The sequence below is a fragment of the Paenibacillus sp. FSL W8-0439 genome (genome assembly GCF_038008995.1).
Taxonomy (GTDB): domain Bacteria; phylum Bacillota; class Bacilli; order Paenibacillales; family Paenibacillaceae; genus Paenibacillus; species Paenibacillus polymyxa.
The window spans coordinates 2,937,059-2,959,168 of the sequence record NZ_JBBPAK010000001.1 but is presented as its reverse complement, the minus strand read 5'-3'; the positions used below and the strand labels follow the sequence as shown (position 1 = coordinate 2,959,168).

Here is a 22,110-nt window from a genome sequence, read left to right as displayed (position 1 = left end):
GGTAGAACGTCATCCTGAAACCTTTAATGTCTCGCTAGTCAGCTTGCACCTTATATTGATCGTTGCATTTTTGGTTTTGTTGAAATGTATAAAAAATTGGAAGTAAACATGCCTGAACTGGAGCGCATCTCATCTGAAGATATGGATCAATTGGCACAACGGTTTGGAGCTATAGCGTCCAAATATGGTATTTACATTCAAACTTGCGGACCGAGCGAAGATTATAGCAATTACGGTATTCATGCTTCAGGTTGCATGACGCTTGAGATTCTTGGAAATGCAAATGAGACGGAATTCCGTAATTTGAAACATAAAGGTATGAGAGCAGGATGTAACTGCATTGAGAGTAGAGATATTGGTGCTTATGACACATGTGTGAGTGGCTGCAAATATTGTTATGCAAACAAGAGTCCCAAAGCTGCATCTGAAAATTATAAGCTACATGACCCGAATTCGCCATTACTGTTCGGGCATCTGAAGACAACAGATATCTTACAACAAGGAGCACAGAGGAGCTTTTTGAAAAAGAATTAATTTGACTTATGCCCGGTACCAATTGAGGCTACTTGAATGAATGTATATACAGGTGCGTATATGCAAGTGTAGTAAGGAAATCTATCTACCGGAAACAGGAGAGAAAGCAACTGCTTTCTCTCCTGTTTCCAGTTTGCTTCCGACATGGGAGATAACCTGATCTCTTCCAGCCAAGTAACAAAAAATGAAAAAAACATGCAGAAGCAGCAGCCGATCGGCTGCCGTTGTTTTAGTGTTTCGTTGTATACTGTGACCTTTATTGAAAAGGGAAAATGCCATTTACTTTACAGAATATAATTACCGATTAAAAACTTCTTTCTAGCAAGGTGCCAACTTGCGTGGCCATGACTTGCGGTGAATAGGGCATTCCATTTCGAATCCACCATTCAATAACCCCTACATAAGCAGTCCCAGCATATTGTAACATCACATCTTCGGTTAATTCCGCATTTTTTCCGCTTTCTTTGTCAATCTCCCCTTTGAACCCTTCCATGAAATAAGCAAGTAGCCGCGTTCTAAAAGATGAAGGTGTACCTTTTGATCCAGCTAGCATGGTTGAAAAAAGTAAATAATTTTTCTCAAAGTACTCGAAATATGGAACAAGAGCATCAGCCCACTCCATCTGACATGCCCACGTATCCATTTCTTTTAATTCATTAATGTGTGTTTCCATGATTTGATCTAATAAATCATATTTGTCCTGATAGTGAAGATAAATTGTACCGCGGTTTACGTTTGCCTTGTTTGCAATGTCTTGAATGGTAATGTCATCAAAGTTTTTTACAGCCATCAGTTCAATAACGGCTTTTTTTAAGGCTTCTTGTGTTTTTAGGATTCTCCGATCCACTTTAATCATCTTGTCTTTTCCCCCTGATCAACAAAATAATGAACACTTTTCCTGATGATGTTGCTATTTCAACAAATTTCGCTTTTTTAACCATTGAACTTAGGTTTCTTTTTTTATAATAATAGACATAAGTTGATAAAACAACCAGTTTTGCTTATTTGTTCTCCGTGGCATACATACCTAAAAGGGGAATTTAAATTTAAAAAAGAGGGGTGTTCACTTGGTGTTTAATAAAGAAGTGTGGATAATCATTATTAATTTCTAAATAGCTAACTGATAAAAATTCTATTCATTGGAGGTTATATATGATTAATGCTAATGCGCACGTGCTGTGTGCCGTCCATAAGATCCGCTCATTCTAACTTACAATTGAGCGCAGGGATCTTAAACCGCATGATATTCACATTGAGATCAAATATACGGGTATTTGCCACTCTGACATCCATGCTGCCCGTGGCGATTGAGGGCCAGACCAATATCCTCTCGTTCCAGGACACGAAATTGCTGGAATTGTCCGCCCAGATTGGTTTGGAAGTCACAAAGTATGCTGTTGGTGACCGAGTAGAAGTTGGCTGTATGGTTCCTGTGGAGAGTGCGAGAGTTGCCGTCGAGGAAAGGAGCAATATTGTCTTAATGGACATACGAGTAGCTATGGATTCATCGATAGATATGGACAATATACGCAGGGAGGTTATTCCAGCCATATCGTTGTAACGGAGGATTTCGTGGTTAGAATTCTAGACGGCATTAATCTTGATGTCGCCGCTGCGCCATTGGGGTGTTAATTCCGGAAAAATATAGCCGTTGTTGGACTTGGTGGACTCGGACACATGGCTGTTAGGTTCGCTTATTCTATGGGGGCAGAAGCAAACCCATAACATCTAAAGCATATGCGTTAGCTTAAAGAAAGCATTTAAACAATCATAGGAGTTAAAAGAATGAAGACCCAAAAAAATTCTTTCGGTTTTGCTCTATTATTGGCCATATTTTCGGCGTTGGGGCCGTTTACCGTCGATATGTATCTTGCATCACTTCCGCAAATCGCTGTTTTTTTTGGAACAAGCGCAACTGCGGTTCAAGCGAGTTTAACCACTAGTCTGTTAGGATTAGGGCTAGGACAGTTGATAATGGGACCTTTAAGCGACATTTATGGAAGACGCCAGCCTTTGTTGATTTCCATGATACTATATATCCTTTCCTCTATTGGATGCGTTTTTGCTCCAAGCATAGGATGGTTTATATCTTTAAGATTTATACAAGGGGTTGCTGCGTCCGCTGGACTCGTTATTTCGCGCGCTATTGTTCGAGATCGGTTTAGTGGGATTGAAATGACTAAGTTTATATCGTTGCTGACAATGATCAGCAATGTGGCACCATTAATTTCCCCTACGGCTGGAAGTACGGTTATGTCATACTGCTCTTGGTCAGGTGTATTTATATTTTTAGGGGTGCTAGGCATAGGGTTAACTGGGATTACCATATGGGGGTTAGAGGAAAGCTTACCTGTACAACAACGTATTTCAGGCAGTCCCCGTGCGTTGATAAAAAATTATATTAGCTTATTCCGAAAGCGGTCTTTTATGGGGTATGCTCTAGTCAATGGCATATTGTTCGCAGGTGTTTTTGCCTATGTTGCAGGTACCCCTTTTATTTATCAAAACATATACGGCGTGTCGCCGCAACTGTTTTCAATCCTCTTTGCGTTGAATGGCCTTGCTATTATCTTGGGATCTCAATTCGTCAAACTGCTTGCAGGCCGGGTTACGGAAAGGCGGCTGTTTTTGATCGGAATAATACTAGCGTTTTTATCTTCTGCAGCAGTCTTATTTATAGTACTAGTACATGGAGTATTATCAGCTATGTTTATTTCGATCTTCTTATTCGCTTTATCCATTGGGATCATTGGCCCCATCTCTTTTACATTAGCAATGGATTCCCAGGGGCATATTGCAGGGAGCGCGTCTGCCGTGCTCGGGACCTTACAATTTGCATTAGGTGCCGTTACGTCTCCACTTGTGGGAATTGCAGGCGAAAATTCTGCTATACCTTTTGGAATTATTATTTTTTCTACAAGTTTATTATCTATAATTACCTATATCATTCTGGTTAAAGGGATAAAAAAATTATCCGGCACCAAAAATAGCTTTGAATCCAATACTTAACCAATCGCTAGCGAACATTAAGTAGGATCTAAAATGTAAAATGTTACACTAAACAATGGTGTCGAGATGCCGATACTCGGTTTTAGCTGAGAAACATCATAAATCCGTGGATCAAGTTGCTTTACGTTGGTTGATACAAAGAGGAATTGTTGCGATTCCAATGTTTGTTCATAAGGAAAGAATTATTAAAAATTTCAATATCTTCAACTTCGAATTGAGCAGGGACGATTGGAGAGGATTGCTAAGTTGGATTCCAAAGAGAGTTTAATTTTATCTCTTCACGATCCTGAGAACGTTGAACGGCTCAGCAATATGAAATTTTATTACTAATTTTGGGGAGGTCTTATCACAAAATGCTCAAATCCAACAACACTATGTTCACGTAACAGTACCCAAATCCTTCCCATATATCGATTCAATTCCACATATAAACATATGCATATAGAATTGATTAATGGTTATAATGGCAGAGAAGTATGTGAAAAGTGTAAACTGAAAGAACTGTATTTAAGATGGTAAGTTAATTACTAGGACATATTGAATCTATTCTTAAGCACATATTGTCAACAGGGGGAAACATGGAGTTAAGAGTGCTTCGTTATTTTCTTACAGTCGCTCGTTTGGAAAGTATTACGCATGCAGCAAATGTACTACATGTAACACAGCCGACATTAAGCAGACAATTGGCTGACTTAGAAAAAAATTTAGGAACTCAATTGCTTATTCGCGGTAAAAAAAAGGTGTCATTAACGGATGCTGGCATGCTTTTACGTCAAAGGGCAGAAGAAATCCTAACGATTGCGGATAAAACAGAGAGAGAATTCAAAGATCAAAATAATCTGGTTGGAGGGACTATTTCTATAGGAAGCGTCGAATCACTAACATCACATTATTTATTTCAAACATTAAAAGCTTTTCATGAAGAGTATCCACAGGTTAATTATTATATTTATAGCGGAACAGGGGATGATATAAAGGAAAAAATAGACAAAGGCTTACTTGAAGTTGGGATTTTATTAGAGCCCATAAATATTGAAAAATACGATTTCATCAGATTGCCTCAAAAGGAACGATGGGGAATTCTAACACAGGCTTCATCCCCTCTTGCTCAAAAAGAATATGTTACTCCCAATGATCTTGTTGGAGTTCCTTTACTTCTTTCTAGTCGTCCAACAGTACAAAATGAAATTGCTAATTGGTTTGCTGATGAATATGAAAATATACATGTTCTAGCCACATACAACTTAATTTCTAACATAGTTAATTTTGTAGATAATGGTATGGGAACTGCTATTTGTATTGAAGGTGCTCTTGCGATGACAGGTTCAAAACATCTTTGCTTCAGACCATTTTTTCCAGAACTCAAATTTAGTTGTGTTATTGTTTGGAAGAAACACAAGATTTTTAACCAGGCTACTTCTCACTTAATTCAATTAATCAAGTATGCCTCACAAGCATAATAAAACATAGATTATAGGTATTGGATAAGGTTATTTATCTAGTGATATCTTAAAGGTGCAGCTTGAATGAAGCCTTTAAATATTACTGATAAATAACTTTTTTTATTTAGCGGGTAAAGTTGTTTATGTTTAATAAATAAAAGGCGTAATTCATTGTTCAACAACAAGAAGAGGGGGCATTTTCTAATGAGCAAAAAATATGAAAAATTAGCTCAGGATATTGTAGAGAAGATTGGTGGTAGTGAAAATGTATCAACACTAACTCATTGTATGACAAGGCTTAGATTCGCACTAAACCAAAATAAAAAAGCCGATCAAGACGCTATTAAAGCTTTAGATGGCGTAATTGATGCGATTGAAAGCGGTGGCCAATTTCAAGTGGTTATTGGCACCCATGTTGAAGAAGTATATGAGGAAGTGGTTAAATATATAAAACATGCAGAAAATATAGATGATAAATTATCTAATGAAAAAAATGTAAGCGTTTTTGGCAAATTAATCGATTTTATTTCAGGTACATTCAGTCCAATCGTTCCGGCTATTGCAGGCGCGGGAATGATAAAAGCGCTATTGGCTTTGCTGATCTTATTTAATGTAGTTTCAAAAGCGTCACAAACTTACTATGTAATCAATTTCATGTCGGATGCCATTTTTTATTTCTTACCCTTTTTATTAGCATATTCGGCTGCAAACAAATTAAAATGCAGCCCTGTACTGGCACTTGTGTTGGCTGGGGTATTGCTTCATCCGAATCTGGATCTATTGAGAACTGCGGGTAATAATGTTAGCGTTTTCAATATTCCATTGACACTTGTTGCTTATAGTTCATCGGTTGTTCCGATTCTATTAACCGTGTGGGCGCAATCCTACATTGAACCATTCTTTAAAAGAATCATTCCTAACGCTGTAAAAATTATTTTTGTTCCGATGTTTACCATTCTGGTTGTTGGATTTATTTCCTTAACTGCACTAGGACCGCTAGGTTCTTTCTTCGGAACATATTTGGCAATGGGGTTTGATTTTTTGGGATCGCACGGAGCATGGGTGGTCATTTTCATAATTGCAACCTTCTGGCCAATCCTTGTTATGTTTGGACTTCATCACAGTATCGTTCCGTTATCATTGGCTCAAATCACGACATTGGGATATGAAAATATCATTGGACCTGGAGCCATGATATCCAATATTTCGCAAGGTGTAGCCGCGTTGATTGTCAGTTGGAGAACAAAGGATACAGTATCCAAGCAAATCTCCACTACAAGTGGAATTACAGGTTTAATGGGAATTACAGAAGCAGCACTTTACGGTGTTAATTTACCTAAAAAATATCCTCTTGTTGCGGCTATGGTTGGCTCCGCTGCTGGCGGGCTTTACGCAGGGGTTATGGAAGTTTCACGTTATGCAACAGGTTCATCAGGGCTTCCAGCTATTCCGCTTTATATTGGAGAAAACATTTGGAATTTCTATAATATACTCATCGCATTATTAATTACGACGGTTATAACTGCAGTGCTTACCTATTTTTTAACCTTAAAATATGAGAAAGAAACGTCTGAGCAGAATAAAGTCACCACAAACGATAAAATCATCACACTTAAAAATACGGTCATTACAAGTCCTATCAAAGGGGAAATGATTCCGTTGAAGGATGTTCAAGATGCGGCCTTCTCCACAGAATCAATGGGAAAAGGAATTGCCATTGAGCCAAGCGAAGGAAAAGTGGTCGCTCCTTTTGATGGGAAAATTGTTTCGTTGTTTCCCAAGAAGCACGCAATCGGTTTACTCTCCGATGATGGGGTTGAAATACTCATCCATATAGGATTGAACACCGTTAAACTGAATGGGAAGTACTTTGAAGCTCATGTTGAAGAAGGTCAGAGAATTACCAAGGGACAGACACTAATCACGTTTGATTTGGAGAAAATCAGGGAGGAAGGATATGTTACCCAAACCCCGGTGATCGTTACGAATACTTACAGTTATGCTGATGTGCTAACTAATAACAGTAGTACAGTCACTGATTTTAACAATGAGTTGTTAGTCCTAATAGTGTAACCATATCAAAATTCAAGGAGTGGATTATAAATGACTTTAGTCAAAGACTTTTTATGGGGAGGAGCAACTGCTGCAAACCAATGTGAAGGTGGATATTTGGAAGGGAATAAGGGATTGTCAACCGTCGACGTTATACCCGCAGGACAGGATCGCGTTTCTGTAATGAAAGGCAAGATGAAAATGATGGAATGTGATGATGAGCATTTCTATCCGAGCCATGAAGCCATCGACTTTTATCATAATTATAAGGAAGACATTGCTTTATTTGCAGAAATGGGTTTCAAATGCTTTCGTTTATCTATTGCATGGACACGAATCTATCCAAATGGGGATGATACATTACCCAACGAAGAAGGTTTGAAGTTCTACGATGATGTTTTTGATGAGTGTTTAAAATATAATATAGAGCCTTTAGTAACGATCACTCATTTTGATGTGCCGATGCATTTGGTAAAAACGATCGGTTCTTGGAGAAGCCGTAAAATGGTTGATTATTATGAAAGACTATGCGAAACACTATTCACTCGCTACAAAGATAAAGTGAAGTATTGGCTAACCTTTAATGAAATCAATATGTTATTACACCTACCATTCGGGAGCTCAGGATTGGTGTTTGATGAAGATGAAGATGAAGAAGCTGTGAAGTATCAGGCAGCTCATCACCAATTGGTCGCGAGTGCTAAAGCTACTGAAATTGCACGCAAAATAAATTCCGAATTCAAGATAGGATGTATGTTGGCGGGTGCCAGCACTTATCCCTATACTTGCGCTCCTGAAGACGTATGGAAAGCCATGACAAGGGATCGAGAACATTACTTCTTTGTGGATGTACAATCTCGTGGTGAATACCCGAATTATGCCAAAAAAATGTTCGAAAGGATGAATATACATCTGAAGATGCAAGATGGTGATAAGGAGCTTCTGAAAAATAATACAGTTGACTTCGTTTCATTTAGTTACTATGGTTCGCGATTAACAAGTGCTGACCCAGCAGTTAATACTCAAACCGCTGCCAATCTATTTCCGACATTACGAAATCCCCATTTAAAAAGAAGTGAATGGGGCTGGCAAATTGACCCACTCGGGTTGAGAATTACATTAAATGCATTGTATGATCGCTATCAAAAACCATTATTTATTGTCGAAAATGGGTTGGGAGCTGCGGACAAGCCTGATGAAAATGGATGTATCTCGGATGATTACAGAATCGAGTATATTCGGGAACATATCCGCGCATTTAAAACTGCTGTAAAAGAAGATGGCGTAGAATTGTTAGGATATACAACCTGGGGGTGCATTGATTTAGTAAGCTCAAGCTCTGGAGAAATGAGCAAAAGATATGGTTTCATCTACGTGGATAAAGATGACCAGGGAAATGGTACGTTAAGCCGTAGTAGGAAAAAGTCCTTTAATTGGTATAAGAAAGTAATTAACAGCAATGGAGAAGATTTAGACTAAGTTTATACAGACATAGCTAGTTGATGGTGGAATCACAGTCGACCAGATGTGACGCTTACAAACTTTTTCTAAACAAGACCCTTAATTTAAAATGCGATATATTCTCTTGTTCTCACTAACATGAGGCAAGTTCTTCTTGTGGTAAGCATTTTCTTGTTATTCGGGATCGTGTTCTCAATAGGAAATAAAGTTATGGATTTAAGTACAAAACATGGAGCGGGTGCCGCTCCATGTTTTTGTACTGTGCCGGGTATGGGCCTTATCTCTAGTGTTCAAGTCCCGAATGCGAGAACAGTTTTCAAAACCCTACCCTCATCACGAAATTAGGATGAGAATTTTGTTTAAATAACCTCAGTACAAGAAATTACTCGATTTACTAGATTTGTTGGGAATGCAATTTAAAAATTTCTGTCTAACAATATCCCAGTTTGTTCTGCCATGACACGAGGGGGGACTGACATTCCATTCTTAAACCACCATTCTACGATCCCCACGACCGCGGCCCCAAAAAATTGAAGAATGACATCTTCACTTAAGCCTTGATTTATTCCTTCTGTTACATCGACTTCAACCTTGTACTCCTGGACGACTAAATCAAGAAATTGACTACGAAAATAAGCTGAACTTTTCGTGTTTAGCATGGTTGAAAAGAACAAATGATTGTCTGCAAAGTATTCGAACCAGACATAATTTCCTTCTTGGAAACTCATTTCAGATGCTGTGTGGCAAAGTTCACGGAGATTGTTTATATGTTCTTCAATTATCTTATCTAGCAAGTCAAATTTATCCATGTAATGGAGATAGATTGTTCCTCGATTAACATTTGCCCTATCAGAAATATCCCGAATTGTAATGTCATCAAAGTTTTTTTCAGTCATCAGTTCAAGTATTGCTTTCTTTATGGCTTCTTGAGATTTGAGTACCCTTCTGTCCACTTTAGTCATTTTTAAAGTCCCCTTACTGAGATAATCGGCAATTACGGATAATTTGTTGAGTAATCCACACATCGAAAGAAATTGATTATTGCAAGCATTTTGTATCCGTTTAGAATTATAAACGTAAGTTGATTAAACAATCAATGTTCATTTTTTTATTTGGAGTTATCTAAACTCAATGATCAGCACGCGTACCCGTTCTGAGGCAAGTCAAAATCGCACCACACGAAAGGGAGGAACCATGAAATGGAATATACGAAACTTGGAAATACTGGCTTGGATGTATCCCGGATTTGTCTTGGTTGTATGGGTTTTGGAGACGCACAAAAAGGTCATCATCGATGGGTACTTGATGAAGAACGCGCTCGTCCAATCATAAAAAAAGCTCTGGAGCTTGGAATCAATTTTTTTGATTCTGCAAACGTGTACGCTGACGGGACAAGTGAAGAAATAATTGGAGGTGCATTAAAGGATTTTTCGAACCGTGATGAGATTGTCATCGCGACTAAAATACATGGACGAATGCATCAAGGACCCAATGGCGCTGGACTTTCCCGCAAGGCGATCATGAGCGAAATCGATAAGAGCCTTAAGAGATTGAAAACCGACTACGTCGATCTGTATCAAATTCATCGTTGGGATTATAACACGCCTATCGAAGAGACGATGGAGGCATTGCACGATATAGTTAAGGCTGGTAAGGCAAGATACATCGGCGCCTCTGCAATGTGGGCATGGCAGTTTGAGAAAGCTTTACATATAGCTGAGAAGAATGGGTGGACCCGATTTGTATCAATGCAGAATCATTTAAATCTCATTTACCGTGAAGAGGAGCGAGAGATGCTCCCACTTTGTAAGGAAGAAAAAATCGGGGTCATTCCTTATAGCCCACTCGCAGGAGGAAGATTGGCGCGGGAGACAACAACACATCGTGCCGAAACTGATGAAATTGCAAAACAAAAATATGATGCAACAACAGATGCGGATCAATTGGTGGTGAACCGAGTTGCGAGTTTGGCAGAGAAACATGGTGTTCGCCGGGTTCACATCGCACTTGCGTGGCTTCTGCATAAAGAACCGGTAACCGCTCCTATTGTCGGTGCGACAAAAATATCCCAGCTCGAAGATGCAGAAGCTGCTCTATCTATTCAATTAACTGCTGAAGAAATTGCGTTTTTGGAAGAACCATATGTACCGCACCGAATCGTTGGTCATTTTTAAATTCATATAAATTTGGTGTCGCACGGCCTCTTTGATAAGAGAGATGCACATGAGTTTTTGTGTCAGCTCGTCGTCATTAGACATAAACTCACAATAAAGGAGAATAAATTATGCCTGTAATTACAATTGAAGCAGCTAAATTAACTAAAGAGCAAAAAAGAAAGTTAGTAAAAGACCTTACTACATCAGCTTCAACTATCATGAATATACCTGAACAAGCATTCTTTGTGTTCGTAAAGGAAAATGAACTAGATAATATAGGTGTTGCAGGACGGGTTTTAGCAGACAAAGCTGTAAATGATCCACTGAAAAGTGAGGAGTAAAATAATTAACTTGGTATCCATTTAAACAATTAAGATAGAAAAAAATATTCTTGGATGGAGAAAATTTAAAATGAAAACACTCGTTCTTGTTTTTCACCCTGATTTAACTGCTTCCCGTGTTCATCGTCGCTTAACGGAAGAAATGAAGAAGCAAGCTGGTGTTACAATTCACCATGTTTATGAGGCATACCCGAATGAGAAGATCGATGTCGCTGCCGAGCAGAGTCTATTGGAGCAGCATGATCGCATCGTTTTGCAATTCCCATTCTACTGGTACAGTACGCCTTCATTGCTGAAAAAATGGGAGGATGTAGTCCTAACTCATGGCTGGGCATTTGGAAGCAAAGGGGACAAGCTGCACGGAAAAGAGCTGCTGATTGCCGTTTCTACCGGCGCTGCTAAAGAAAACTATTTACCAGACGGTAATTTTAAATACACCGTTTCCGAGCTGCTGCGACCTCTTCAGGCAACCAGTAACTTGATTGGAACACGCTATTTGACACCATATATCTTGTATGGTGTAATGCAACACCTGTCAGATGAGGAGCTAGAGCAAAGTGCCAAGGATTATGTGGCTTATGCGCTGAACCCTAAACTTGTCTAGAAGAATGGTGATGCTAAGCTTGTCGGCTTCATCATAGAGACGGGAATTGGAGGTTACCGCGTCGCAATTATCGTCATTCTTTCATGGGTCTTATTCATCCACAAAAAAACAAGCAGGAGGCATAGTTATGAATCGAATTGAAAAGAGTGAAGAAACGTTTAAACAGCTATTTGGTAATGGAATGCCGGGAGCATACGCTACTGATCCTGATTTTCAGGACATCCTGAGCCGTTTTATTTTTGGGGAAGTTTTTTATCAAGGGAAGTTGGACGATAAACAACGTGAGCTTATCACTCTGGTGGTGCTTGTAACGAATCAAACATTACCTCAGCTCAAGGCGCATGCTCATGCTGCACTGAACGTTGGACTAACTCCGGTAGAAATTAAAGAGGCCATTTACCATTGTGCTCCTTATTTAGGATTCCCTAAAACGCTAAATGCCATCGCGGAGATTAATGAGGTTTTCCAATCCAGAAATATCGAGTTACCTCTCGAAAGTCAAAAGCAGGTTGAAGAAGAGAATCGGTTAGACAAAGGCCTTGCAGTGCAGGTAGAAATCTTTGGCGATATCATTGAAAAGAACAGGGGGAATGTTCCATACAATCAAAAGCATATACAGGACTATCTTTCTGCCTTCTGTTTTGGTGACTTCTATACTCGTGGAGGCCTTGATCTGAAAACACGGGAGTTGCTGACCCTCTGTATTGTGAGTAGTCTCGGCGGTTGTGAAAGTCAAGTCAAGGCACATGTGCAAGGCAACCTGAATGTAGGCAATGACAAGGATATCATGATCACTGCCATCACTCATTGCCTTCCTTATATGGGTTTTCCGAGAACATTAAATGCTTTGAGTTGTGTGAATGAGATCATTCCAGAATAGCAGAAGAAAATTAAGCGAAGAAATAGATTTTTTTATAGATGAAAGTATACCTAAAATTAAGAAAGGTGTTTATCTAAAATGTCAAATATTCAAGAAAAAGTAGTTATTATTACAGGAGCGTCCAGCGGTATTGGAGAAGCAGCTGCAAAAGAACTGGCATCTAAAGGTGCAAAATTGGTTCTTGCCGCTCGCCGCGAAGACCGGTTAAAGAAATTACAAGATGAAATTGAACAAAGCGGCGGAGAAGCTGTGTATAAAGTGACGGATGTAAGTTCGCACCAACAAATGGAAGATCTTGCTGCGTATGCGCTGAACGAGTTTGGAAAAATTGATGTTTTAGTCAACAATGCTGGAATCATGCCGCAGGCTTTTCTTGCTTTGAAAAAGGTTGATGAATGGGACCGAATGATCGATGTCAATATCAAAGGGGTATTGTACGCAATCGGGGCAGTCCTTCCATCTATGAGAGAACGGAAATCAGGTCATATTATTAACCTTTCATCCGTGGCTGGACACAACATCTACCCAGGCGGGACAGTTTATTGTGGTACCAAACATGCCGTAAGAGCAATCTCTGAAGGCTTGCGCCAAGAAGAAGCGATGAGTGGTACAAATATTCGTGTGACCAATATTTCGCCGGGAGCTGTGACCAGCGAACTGCTGGAGACGACAACCGATCCGGCAATGAAAGCGGGCTTGGATGATTTTTACAAGATAGCAATTGATGCAGACAGCATCGCACGTGCCATTGCCTTTTCCATCGAGCAACCATCGGATGTGGGCATTAATGAGATGATCATTCGACCAACAGCTCAAGTTGGATAACGTTAAAAATATAAGAAAGTAGAGATGAAAAATGAAGAACGAGCACTTAAGCCATAGCACACTCTTCCCATTGGGTCAAAAAGTCGAAAAAAACTTTATCGGAGACGCGTACTTACAAATGGTGTTTACCGATCCAGCACCACTCAATACAGCAATCGGGAATGTAACCTTTGCTCCCGGTGCCCGCAATAACTGGCACTCTCATCATACTGGACAAGTGTTGTTAGTTACCGGCGGTGAGGGGTGGTATCAAGAACAAGGAAAGCCAGCTCAATCACTCAAAACAGGCGATGTGGTAAACATTCCAGCGAACGTTAAACATTGGCATGGGGCTACGAAGGAAAGCTGGTTTGTTCACTTAGCTCTTACACCAGGACAAACAGATTGGTTAGAACCTGTACTGGATGAAGAATATATTAAGCTATGATAAATAATTAACACATATAAACGGCAGCCGTTAATACCGCCGTTTATATAGAAGCTTCTAATAGATCTGGAACCCTCTGCTGCTATTCTGCGAATTATGGGTCATGAAATATTTGAAGCTAGCACTGAGCGATTGGAGACAGTATTATGCAAACGATCGACCAACAAATGCTTACCGGAGAACGAGCACTTTTCAAGAGAAAGAATCTCATGGTCACTAATTCCATTTTCGCGGATGGCGAGTCCCCCCTGAAGGAAAGCAACGATATTACTATCGATAATAGCATTTTTAAATGGAAATATCCCTTGTGGTATTGCAATAATATTCGTGTTGATCGTAGCACTTTCCTTGTAATGGCCCGATCGGGAATATGGTATACACACCAAATTGTCATCAGTGACAGCGTAATAGAGGCGCCAAAGACATTTCGGCGTTCGAGCGGAATCCGACTGACGTATGTCGATCTGCCCAACGCGCAAGAAACCTTATGGAATTGCGAAGATATTCACTTGAATCATGTGACCGCAAAAGGTGATTACTTTGGAATGAATAGTGCAAATATCACTATCGACGATTTCACATTAGCGGGGAACTACGCATTCGACGGAGCTAAGGATATGGAGATTCGCAATGCGAAGATTATTTCAAAGGACGCCTTCTGGAATTGCGAGAATGTCACCGTCTATGATTCATTGATCATCGGAGAATATTTAGGATGGAATTCGAAAAACATCACCTTTATCAACTGCACTATCGAAAGCAATCAGGGAATGTGCTACATGGACCGTCTCGTAATCGAGAACGGAACGATTCTGAATACCGACTTGGCATTCGAATATTCAACCATTGAGGTGGAAACCAAGACATCAATTGATAGCGTGAAAAATCCAATCTCCGGGAAAATCAAAGCAAAGGATATCGGTGAAATCATCATCAATGACGAAGAAATCAACGCTGCCTACACCCGATACGAGCTGGATAAAGCAGGTGATCGATTTGTCCTTTAATTTTGATAAAATGACGAAACGCTTGGCCACTAACTCTTATAAATGGGATGTTGGACCAGAAGAGCTGCCGATGTGGGTGGCGGATATGGACTTTGAGACTTCGCCTGCTTTAGTCGATGCTCTGCAAAAGAGATTAGACCATCGTATTTATGGATATACCTCGATACCAGATACTTATTATGATGCAGTTGCCCATTGGTGGGAAAAGAGACATCAATATCAGATCCAAAAAGAATGGATTATGTTTTGCACGGGGGTAGTGCCGGCGATATCATCTATCGTACGCAATATGACCAAAGCCGGCGACAAAGTGCTAGTGCTTGCGCCTGTCTATAACATTTTCTACAACTCCATAAAGAACAATCAACGAGAAGTTCTGGTAAGCGAGTTGATTTACAAAGACAATGGATATTCGATCGAATTTGACGATGTGGAGAAAAAGCTAGCCGATCCTGACACAACGCTTATGATTTTCTGCAATCCGCACAACCCCATAGGTAAAGTGTGGGACAAACAAGTTCTTGAGAAACTCGGCACGCTCTGCGTCAAACATGAGGTCCTTATCCTTTCCGATGAAATTCACTGCGACTTAACACACCCAGGCCACCAATACATTCCGTTCGCTTCCGTATCGGAAGTGATCGCACAAAATTGCATCACCTGTGTGGCACCGACGAAAACTTTCAATCTTGCGGGAATTCAAACTTCAAGTATTATCGTGCCGAATTCGAAGATTCGAAAACTTGTACACCGTGGCATTAACACCAATGAAGTGGCCGAACCTAACTTTTTTGCGATTGAAGCAGCAATCTCTGCCTTTACGGAAGGCGAACCCTGGCTGCAAGCCTTATTGGAATATCTCATGGCGAACAAGCAATATCTCGAACATTATTTGGCTAGTGAACTACCGCAGCTCCAAATTATCCATTCGGAAGCGACTTATTTGGCCTGGATCGATTGCCGGAACATAACTTCTAATGTAAGTCAACTGTGTAAGTTCATAAGGAAAGAAACGGGGCTGTATGTCTCGGAGGGCGCCATTTATGGCGGCAATGGACACGGTTTCATTCGATTGAACTACGCCTGCCCTAAAAAACGACTAACTGATGGATTGCAGCGCTTGAAGATTGGGATTCAGGCATATCAAAGAATGAATGATTGATTCAATAATGGTTACACTTGAACCTGAAACCATGTCATAATAATCTGAGACTGGCGCATTCTGGGGATTTTTGTTTTAAGTGAGGAATTAAGTTGTTAAATGTTTATGAGAGAAAAGGAATATTTAAAGCCATTTTTGAAAGGAGAGATATTCGATCATTTAATAGAAAACCCATATCCAGAGATAAGTTAAACAACATATTAATGGCTGGATCATGCACCTTCCGTTGGTTTTATGAAACCTTGGGATTTTATTGTAATTGACTCTCAAGAAGTTAAAGAACGATTGGCGCATGCATGTCATAAAGAAATACAGGCCTTGTCCATACACTATGAAGATGAAAAAAGAAAAGATTTCTCTCGTTAAAATTAGAGGGTATAAGGGAAGCACCTATAACGCTCTGTATTACATGTGATCCAACAAGAGGTGGCGGACATGTAATTGGGCCAAATTCTATTCCTGAAACTGATATTCTATCCGTAGCCTGTTGTATCCAAAATATGTGGTTGGCGTCTTATGCAGAAGGAATAGCAATGGGGTGGGTGAGTTTTTACAAGAAAACAGACGTACGGGAAATACTGAATATTCCACCACATATTGATCCTATTACATTGATTTCATTAGGTTACACGGATTTTTATCCTACAAAACCAATCCTAGAGCAAGTAAATTGGGAGAGGCGTCGAAATCTAAATAATCTAATACATCATAATGCTTGGGAATGATTGAAATATAAATGAAAAAGATAAATTTATTCGAGGTTGCAAAAGACATAAACGATTATGCGAACTTGGAGTCACTTATAACCTCAGTAAACAAGTTTCCTGTAGAATGACATAAAATTACCAACCAAGAAATCCCTTGTTTTATAAGGGATTTTTAATTTTTGGTAGGGAACTTTGTGTCAATTTTAAAAAAAACGTTTATGTTAGGCATTTTTATCTCCGAAGATCATGTTATACATATGTACAAAATACTATGTAATATTTAGTAGATATTATTCCTAATTACATATAAAATTATTACAATCTTATATATTGTGTCACATTAAGGGGGGGCTGTTCATAGCGGGCGATTATTATCACATCAAGTGTCCTATGAACGTTCAGAGTAAGTATTCAATTCTCGTATTTAATAGAGAAAATGAGCTGTTTTTACCTTTGACAGAATTCTATTATTATCAACAGAAAAGAATTAATGAGAGTTCAGCTTTATCTTATTTAATAACTTTGGAGAGATTCTTTTCATGGCTTGCAAAAAGTAGTAATTACCAAGGTACCCGAGTCAAGTGGTCTGATAGTCACATGGCTATAAGAACAGCGGTCGAGAATTACCTGATTTATCAGATGGGCTGTAAGTTAAGGTCTAAAGAAAATTTCCAGTACGTAATAATGACTAAAAAAAGTCCTCAGACTATTAATCACTTTCTAGCTGCCATAAAATCGTTCTATAAAACTGCATTACATCTAAAATTGTACGAATTTCAAAATCCTTTAGTTGATGCTGATTATAGTATTTCTATTGGGAGTTTTAGTCCTACAAGCATACGTGAGAATAAACCACGATTACCTAAAATAGCAGGAACAGAGATTCCATCTGATTCTTCATATCGCAGTCAATCAGATTCCTATTTTAAACTTGTAGCAAATGATTGGAAGCCAAATATTATTGCAGATCATGATCTTCCTTATATCATTTACAGAGCTGGTTCAGAGATTGGTTGGTCTTTAAGAGATGAAGTCGTAATAAGAATGCTTTTTGAAACTGGTGCTAGAATAAATGAAATCCTTGAGTTAACACTTGGAGATTATCGGCAACGGATAAATCAATATGAGATAGCTACCCTTAATAAAGGAAGTGAAAAAAGGAGAATTAAGTTTCTTAGGTTTTCTCAAGACACTTTGAAGCTATTAATGAGATATGTTAATGGCGAGAGAAAGACATACGCTCATGAAAAACAATCATTTACAAAACTTTCCGATAGTGAAGTGATTTTTCTTACAAGGAGAGGTGATCCCTACAACTATAATGCATTTTACTCACAATGGTCTAAAATCATTACTCAAGCTAAAATAAAAATGAACATACACAAAACTCGACACTGGTTTGTCACTAATATGATTAGAAATATTTATGACACAGCTAGTGATGGCGGGGAAATCGAAATGAAGAAAAATGAATTAATAAATTATATGAAGTGGAAAGATCCTGAGACTATAAAAGTATATGAACATTACTTTAATGAGGCTTTGTTCAGAGAGATACATGAAAACATGGCTAAAAAAATGCAAGAATATGAAAAAGAATATTTAAAAAAATCTCATAGTTCCAGTGAGGGTGAACAATTATCTAGTTCGGTTTTACAAACTAAAGCGATATTACCAACAGAAGAGATTGAGTGGATTAATGAGTTTTATAAGGGGATGGAATAGGAAATGGAATCAGAGATTTTAGAAGAGAAAGAGTGGTATAAAAAATTACTTGGAGTTGTTGATGATGAAATACTTCTTCTAAGAAATGTTAATAATGAATACCTGTGGGATATGCTAAATAAACAAAGCTTAAATTACATTTACAAATATTGTTTAGAAAGCCCCTGGTTAAATCAATTTTCATTAGCAGTTCTATGTGCTACGGATCGCAAACAATCTCCTGCTTCTATCAATAATATGATGTCCACTTTAAATAAGCGTCTTAAGGATATTTTCAAAGCATTTGATTTGGTGAACATTAAAGATTTAAACTACACACACTTTCACCAATACTTATCTGGTCAAATTTATGAAGATCATACAAATAGACAAAGACAAATGTTGATCTCTTATTATAAGTCTTTCTTGTATAACGTATCCAAATGGTTAAAAGACAGAATTGAACTAAATCGTCAGGATTATTTTTCGGAATTTTTATTCCCGGAATTTCCTTTTGATAATAGAGATTATAAAGCTAGAGATTTGGCAGTAACTTCAGCGCAAAAAAAACGAAAAGAAGAGACTTCTGCTGTAACTCCAATGCTTCCAGATATTAGAGCACAAAGTCATTTTAGATGGAATCAAATAAAGCGACTACGTGAAATCACAAATAAAATGATCGCAAAAGTTGAAAATGAGAAAATCTTACTACCTTTTTCTTTTGATTATGAAGAATCTGAATATTTAAATGAAAGACTTTACTTTATCTTGAATAAGAATTCAAACGATGAATATTATTTGGAATTTATTAAATCTATAAATCTTTTAGATGGATCTAAAGGAGAAGGATTATGGTTTTTTGAGATTTTAAATAATCGTCTTTTAGGTGCATGGTCTAATCTAGCATCTGATGAAAGAAAGACTGAAGGTATCTCATTTTTAGAAAGGTGGGGCCATGATACAACAGCAAATATACACCCATTCCAATCAAGGAATGATGGAGTACTAACTCAAGGGTTTAACCTAACCAGAAAACAGCAATATAATAGTTCACGACTTTTTATTAATGTAGAACCATTGTACATTGCTTGTATGTTTGCAATATTGTCATTAGATATTCAGTCTTATTCAGGTGCTCGAATTAATGAGATTCTACAAGTTAGTTATGATCCAGAATGTTGTATTATTACGGAGGATAAAAGTATAAAACCTACGAAAAGAAATTATATTCTTAGATTAATTCCAAAAGGTAGAGATTTATTAGAGAATTACTATATGCCTGAAAGTGTTTTTCAAACAATATTAATGATAATCAAAGAATTAAAGAGTCACTACAATTCAAGTACATTACCAGAAGTAGACTATAGCATAAGTTCAAGAAAGCACTTAATGAATAAGAAAAGAAAATTTGTTTTTCAGTATAATTACCAACACATAAATCAGTTCACCTTGAATTCTGTAATTCGTTTTTTAACACATGGCTTAATTATACAAACAGAGGAAGGTAAACAGGTTATTCTTAAAACTCACCTTCTGCGTCATGCTTTTGCCACTCATGCAGCTCAAACAGAGAAACTACCTATCGACATTGTGCGTAAATTATTACATCAAAAAGATGAAAGTGTCACAAGTTATTATGCTGCACCAACCAATATTCAAATCTCAGGGACAATTGAATCTTTACATGATAATTGGATGTCCTATATAGATATTCAACAAGGGATTCAGAGAAGCCCTGAAGAAATTAAAGATATCTACGAAGAATACAAAGAAAAGGTTGGGACTGTCTCAAAAGTAGTTGGTGGCATATGTACAATTGATTCAGTCTGCCCGACAAAAATGGCATGTATGGGTTGTGCAGCTAAAGTGCCGCAACCTGAATTCAAGTACGAAATTGAACAGTATCATACATGGGCACAGGAAAGTGAAAAGCGCTTTTTAGAATTAGGATTAGAAGTAGAGGCAAAGAAGATGAAACTAGCTATGAGGAGAGCTAAAATAGAATTAAAAGAAATTGAAGGTATTGAGATGTATATAAAGGATGAATCGTATGAGCCAAACATTCAATTCCAGAAAGAAAACTAAAAAACCATGGTTAGATAGTATATACCTTCAACGTAAAAACAGAACGTTTGAGCTGGGCAAAAGATCTATCGACGAACTAATAAAACAGGGTATAAAAATTTCTTACAGGAAGATTGCTGAATTATCAAAAAAAATTGATACTGAGAATAAAGGTATTCATCCTAATTCCATTAAAAGTAATCCTGAACTTTATAACTATTATAAAGAAAATGCTGAAATTAAAACTATAGTCAAAAAATCACTAAATTCATCTTTTAAATCAAATCTGTCAACAAAAAATTACAATATAATCAAGCCTGATCGAGACCTACAGGCTCTTAGAAGAAGATTTGCGAAATATGAAAAAAATGAACTTATTGAATTATTAATTAATGCCGAGCAATATATTGCAGAAAACAATCAAAAATGGATAGTTTCACAATTTGAGAAGTATAAGGAGTAGCTATAATTTCACGATTCTGTGCTCGGCCGCTATCGAGGGCACCAGATGCTTCTTTAAGCTGCTCTCGGTTTTTTACATATTCAGGAGAAGAAGCTAGCAGCATACGATGTATGTCATCAGTAGCACAAGTTCTTTTGGTAGGTAGGGAGACTGAGGTAGTTTGGTTTCACGGTCATTTGAAGTTGAGGATGTTTTGTTAGAATCATTCATGCGGTTAAATTCCTCCGTTGTTTCTTTTTTTGAATCCTGACTAAGTTGTCCGCTTCATTATTGGAGTATACGATTTGTTAAATATAAATCAGCACGCGTAGTAACGAAGCAAGCAATATACGGAGATATTCTAAACATACATCTAGTTTTAAAAATAAAATCCATGTAATTGTGAACAGCATAATTTTCCAGATTAGATCTGCATATATCTCTGATTGTAACCAAAAGATTGAGCCTAGTCCTTTAGTGAATGCCTTAATAAGTGGATGGGCATAGTCCATTTTTGAATCTAAGTTATTTCTAGCTGTTGAATTAAAACTGCAGTATTCATTTTAAGAATGCTAAGGGCCAAATCATAATGGATATGATCTTCTGTATCATTAGAGGTATGATCGTGTGGATTAGAGCTGTCGGCTCCTTCAATGGTTAATACTGCTGGGAAACTTGCATCCAGAAACGATACATGATCACTGGCAAAGGGGTTTAGAGAAGTTTCAACCTGTAATGTAGTATAAATCGAAGCGGATATTTTCAATTCCTCCATAATCGATCTAGAATTGGCGCCTGCTTCGATAAGTACTGATAGTTTTGAAGCATTTAAGCAGCCGATCATATCCATATTAATTACCGCCTGTATTCGAGACCTTTCATCAGGCGTGAGCTGCTCAATATGATGTTTGCTTCCGAACAAGCCTTGCTCTTCACCTCCGAAGAGCACGAATCAAATATCATTTTCAAATTGTGTATGCGCCACTATACGGGCAATTTCAAGCACTCCTGCACTTCCGCTTGCATTGTCATCTGCACCAGGGGCTAGTATATGAATATCACCATTCTCATGATTAATAGAGTCAAGATGAGCAGTAAGCAATAACAACTTACGCGGGCCTGAAGAAGAGCCTTTTTTTTGAGCGGCAATATTCCAAACTGCATATATGGAAGAGTTGAATAGCACGAAGGCTTGCTTTCGCGGGTGGTCAGGGTTGAATGATCGTCTTCATAACGAAATAAAACCTGTGTTTTTTGGGAAATGGAACACGGGATTGATACCAAAGGATAACT

General features: G+C 38.1%; 18 protein-coding genes and 4 pseudogenes. 19 read left to right on the top strand and 3 right to left on the bottom strand.

Going from position 1 to position 22,110, the window contains the following annotated elements; translation table 11 throughout:
• Window positions 1-42: 42 nt before the first annotated feature.
• A pseudogene (locus tag MKX36_RS12530) lies at window positions 43-534 on the top strand (DUF1848 family protein); the annotation flags it as partial.
• Window positions 535-838: 304 nt separating this feature from the next.
• Here the strand turns inward: MKX36_RS12530 and MKX36_RS12525 are convergent.
• The gene (locus MKX36_RS12525) at window positions 839-1,390 is read right to left on the bottom strand and encodes a TetR/AcrR family transcriptional regulator (RefSeq protein ID WP_016820879.1); all 552 of its coding nucleotides are present in this window, start codon (window positions 1,388-1,390) and stop codon (window positions 839-841) included.
• A 359-nt stretch (window positions 1,391-1,749) separates the two neighbouring features.
• Here MKX36_RS12525 and MKX36_RS12520 point away from each other — a divergent pair.
• The 6 genes and pseudogenes from MKX36_RS12520 to MKX36_RS12495 all read left to right on the top strand — a co-directional run.
• Window positions 1,750-2,247: pseudogene (locus tag MKX36_RS12520) on the top strand (alcohol dehydrogenase catalytic domain-containing protein); the annotation flags it as partial.
• Window positions 2,248-2,319: 72 nt separating this feature from the next.
• Complete coding sequence (locus MKX36_RS12515) at window positions 2,320-3,543, top strand: multidrug effflux MFS transporter (protein ID WP_016820880.1); 1,224 nt, start codon at window positions 2,320-2,322, stop codon at window positions 3,541-3,543.
• 55 nt (window positions 3,544-3,598) lie between these two features.
• The gene (locus MKX36_RS12510; protein WP_445671820.1) at window positions 3,599-3,811 is read left to right on the top strand and encodes an aldo/keto reductase; all 213 of its coding nucleotides are present in this window, start codon (window positions 3,599-3,601) and stop codon (window positions 3,809-3,811) included.
• A gap of 310 nt (window positions 3,812-4,121) precedes the next feature.
• Complete coding sequence (locus MKX36_RS12505; protein ID WP_016820882.1) at window positions 4,122-5,003, top strand: LysR family transcriptional regulator; 882 nt, start codon at window positions 4,122-4,124, stop codon at window positions 5,001-5,003.
• Window positions 5,004-5,189: 186 nt separating this feature from the next.
• Window positions 5,190-7,058, top strand: a complete 1,869-nt coding sequence (locus MKX36_RS12500) for a beta-glucoside-specific PTS transporter subunit IIABC (protein WP_340864812.1) — start codon at window positions 5,190-5,192, stop codon at window positions 7,056-7,058.
• 30 nt (window positions 7,059-7,088) lie between these two features.
• On the top strand, window positions 7,089-8,516 hold the full coding sequence (locus MKX36_RS12495; RefSeq protein ID WP_340864811.1) for a 6-phospho-beta-glucosidase: 1,428 nt from the start codon (window positions 7,089-7,091) through the stop codon (window positions 8,514-8,516).
• A 398-nt stretch (window positions 8,517-8,914) separates the two neighbouring features.
• Here MKX36_RS12495 and MKX36_RS12490 read toward each other — a convergent pair whose 3' ends face one another.
• Entirely contained in the window at window positions 8,915-9,460 is a 546-nt protein-coding gene (locus MKX36_RS12490) for a TetR/AcrR family transcriptional regulator (protein ID WP_016820885.1), read from the bottom strand.
• A 237-nt stretch (window positions 9,461-9,697) separates the two neighbouring features.
• Between MKX36_RS12490 and MKX36_RS12485 the strand changes: the two genes are divergently transcribed.
• From MKX36_RS12485 to MKX36_RS12430, 12 genes and pseudogenes are all read left to right on the top strand, one after another.
• Complete coding sequence (locus MKX36_RS12485; RefSeq protein WP_340864810.1) at window positions 9,698-10,672, top strand: aldo/keto reductase; 975 nt, start codon at window positions 9,698-9,700, stop codon at window positions 10,670-10,672.
• A gap of 110 nt (window positions 10,673-10,782) precedes the next feature.
• Entirely contained in the window at window positions 10,783-10,995 is a 213-nt protein-coding gene (gene dmpI / locus MKX36_RS12480; protein WP_340864809.1) for a 4-oxalocrotonate tautomerase DmpI, read from the top strand.
• Between the two features lie 70 nt (window positions 10,996-11,065).
• Window positions 11,066-11,599, top strand: coding sequence for an NAD(P)H-dependent oxidoreductase (locus tag MKX36_RS12475; protein WP_017426962.1), 534 nt, complete (start codon window positions 11,066-11,068; stop codon window positions 11,597-11,599).
• 127 nt (window positions 11,600-11,726) lie between these two features.
• Window positions 11,727-12,479 (top strand): carboxymuconolactone decarboxylase family protein, encoded by a 753-nt coding sequence (locus MKX36_RS12470; RefSeq protein ID WP_016820889.1) that lies wholly within the window; start codon window positions 11,727-11,729, stop codon window positions 12,477-12,479.
• A 78-nt stretch (window positions 12,480-12,557) separates the two neighbouring features.
• On the top strand, window positions 12,558-13,304 hold the full coding sequence (locus tag MKX36_RS12465) for an SDR family oxidoreductase (protein ID WP_340864808.1): 747 nt from the start codon (window positions 12,558-12,560) through the stop codon (window positions 13,302-13,304).
• A gap of 31 nt (window positions 13,305-13,335) precedes the next feature.
• Complete coding sequence (locus MKX36_RS12460) at window positions 13,336-13,731, top strand: cupin domain-containing protein (RefSeq protein WP_340864807.1); 396 nt, start codon at window positions 13,336-13,338, stop codon at window positions 13,729-13,731.
• A gap of 146 nt (window positions 13,732-13,877) precedes the next feature.
• Window positions 13,878-14,738: a DUF3737 family protein gene (locus MKX36_RS12455; RefSeq protein WP_016820892.1), complete on the top strand. Its 861-nt coding sequence runs from the start codon at window positions 13,878-13,880 to the stop codon at window positions 14,736-14,738.
• Entirely contained in the window at window positions 14,668-15,900 is a 1,233-nt protein-coding gene (locus MKX36_RS12450; RefSeq protein ID WP_340864806.1) for a MalY/PatB family protein, read from the top strand. Before MKX36_RS12455 ends, MKX36_RS12450 begins: the two co-directional genes overlap by 71 nt.
• 92 nt (window positions 15,901-15,992) lie before the next feature.
• Window positions 15,993-16,625: pseudogene (gene bluB / locus MKX36_RS12445) on the top strand (5,6-dimethylbenzimidazole synthase).
• 579 nt (window positions 16,626-17,204) lie between these two features.
• On the top strand, window positions 17,205-18,332 hold the full coding sequence (locus MKX36_RS12440; RefSeq protein WP_340864805.1) for a tyrosine-type recombinase/integrase: 1,128 nt from the start codon (window positions 17,205-17,207) through the stop codon (window positions 18,330-18,332).
• Window positions 18,333-18,335: 3 nt separating this feature from the next.
• Window positions 18,336-20,396, top strand: coding sequence for a site-specific integrase (locus tag MKX36_RS12435; RefSeq protein ID WP_045244571.1), 2,061 nt, complete (start codon window positions 18,336-18,338; stop codon window positions 20,394-20,396).
• Window positions 20,362-20,838: a hypothetical protein gene (locus tag MKX36_RS12430; protein WP_045244572.1), complete on the top strand. Its 477-nt coding sequence runs from the start codon at window positions 20,362-20,364 to the stop codon at window positions 20,836-20,838. Before MKX36_RS12435 ends, MKX36_RS12430 begins: the two co-directional genes overlap by 35 nt.
• A 499-nt stretch (window positions 20,839-21,337) precedes the next feature.
• Here MKX36_RS12430 and MKX36_RS12425 read toward each other — a convergent pair.
• Window positions 21,338-22,003 (bottom strand): annotated as a pseudogene (locus MKX36_RS12425) (M28 family metallopeptidase).
• Between the last annotated feature and the right edge of the window lie 107 nt (window positions 22,004-22,110).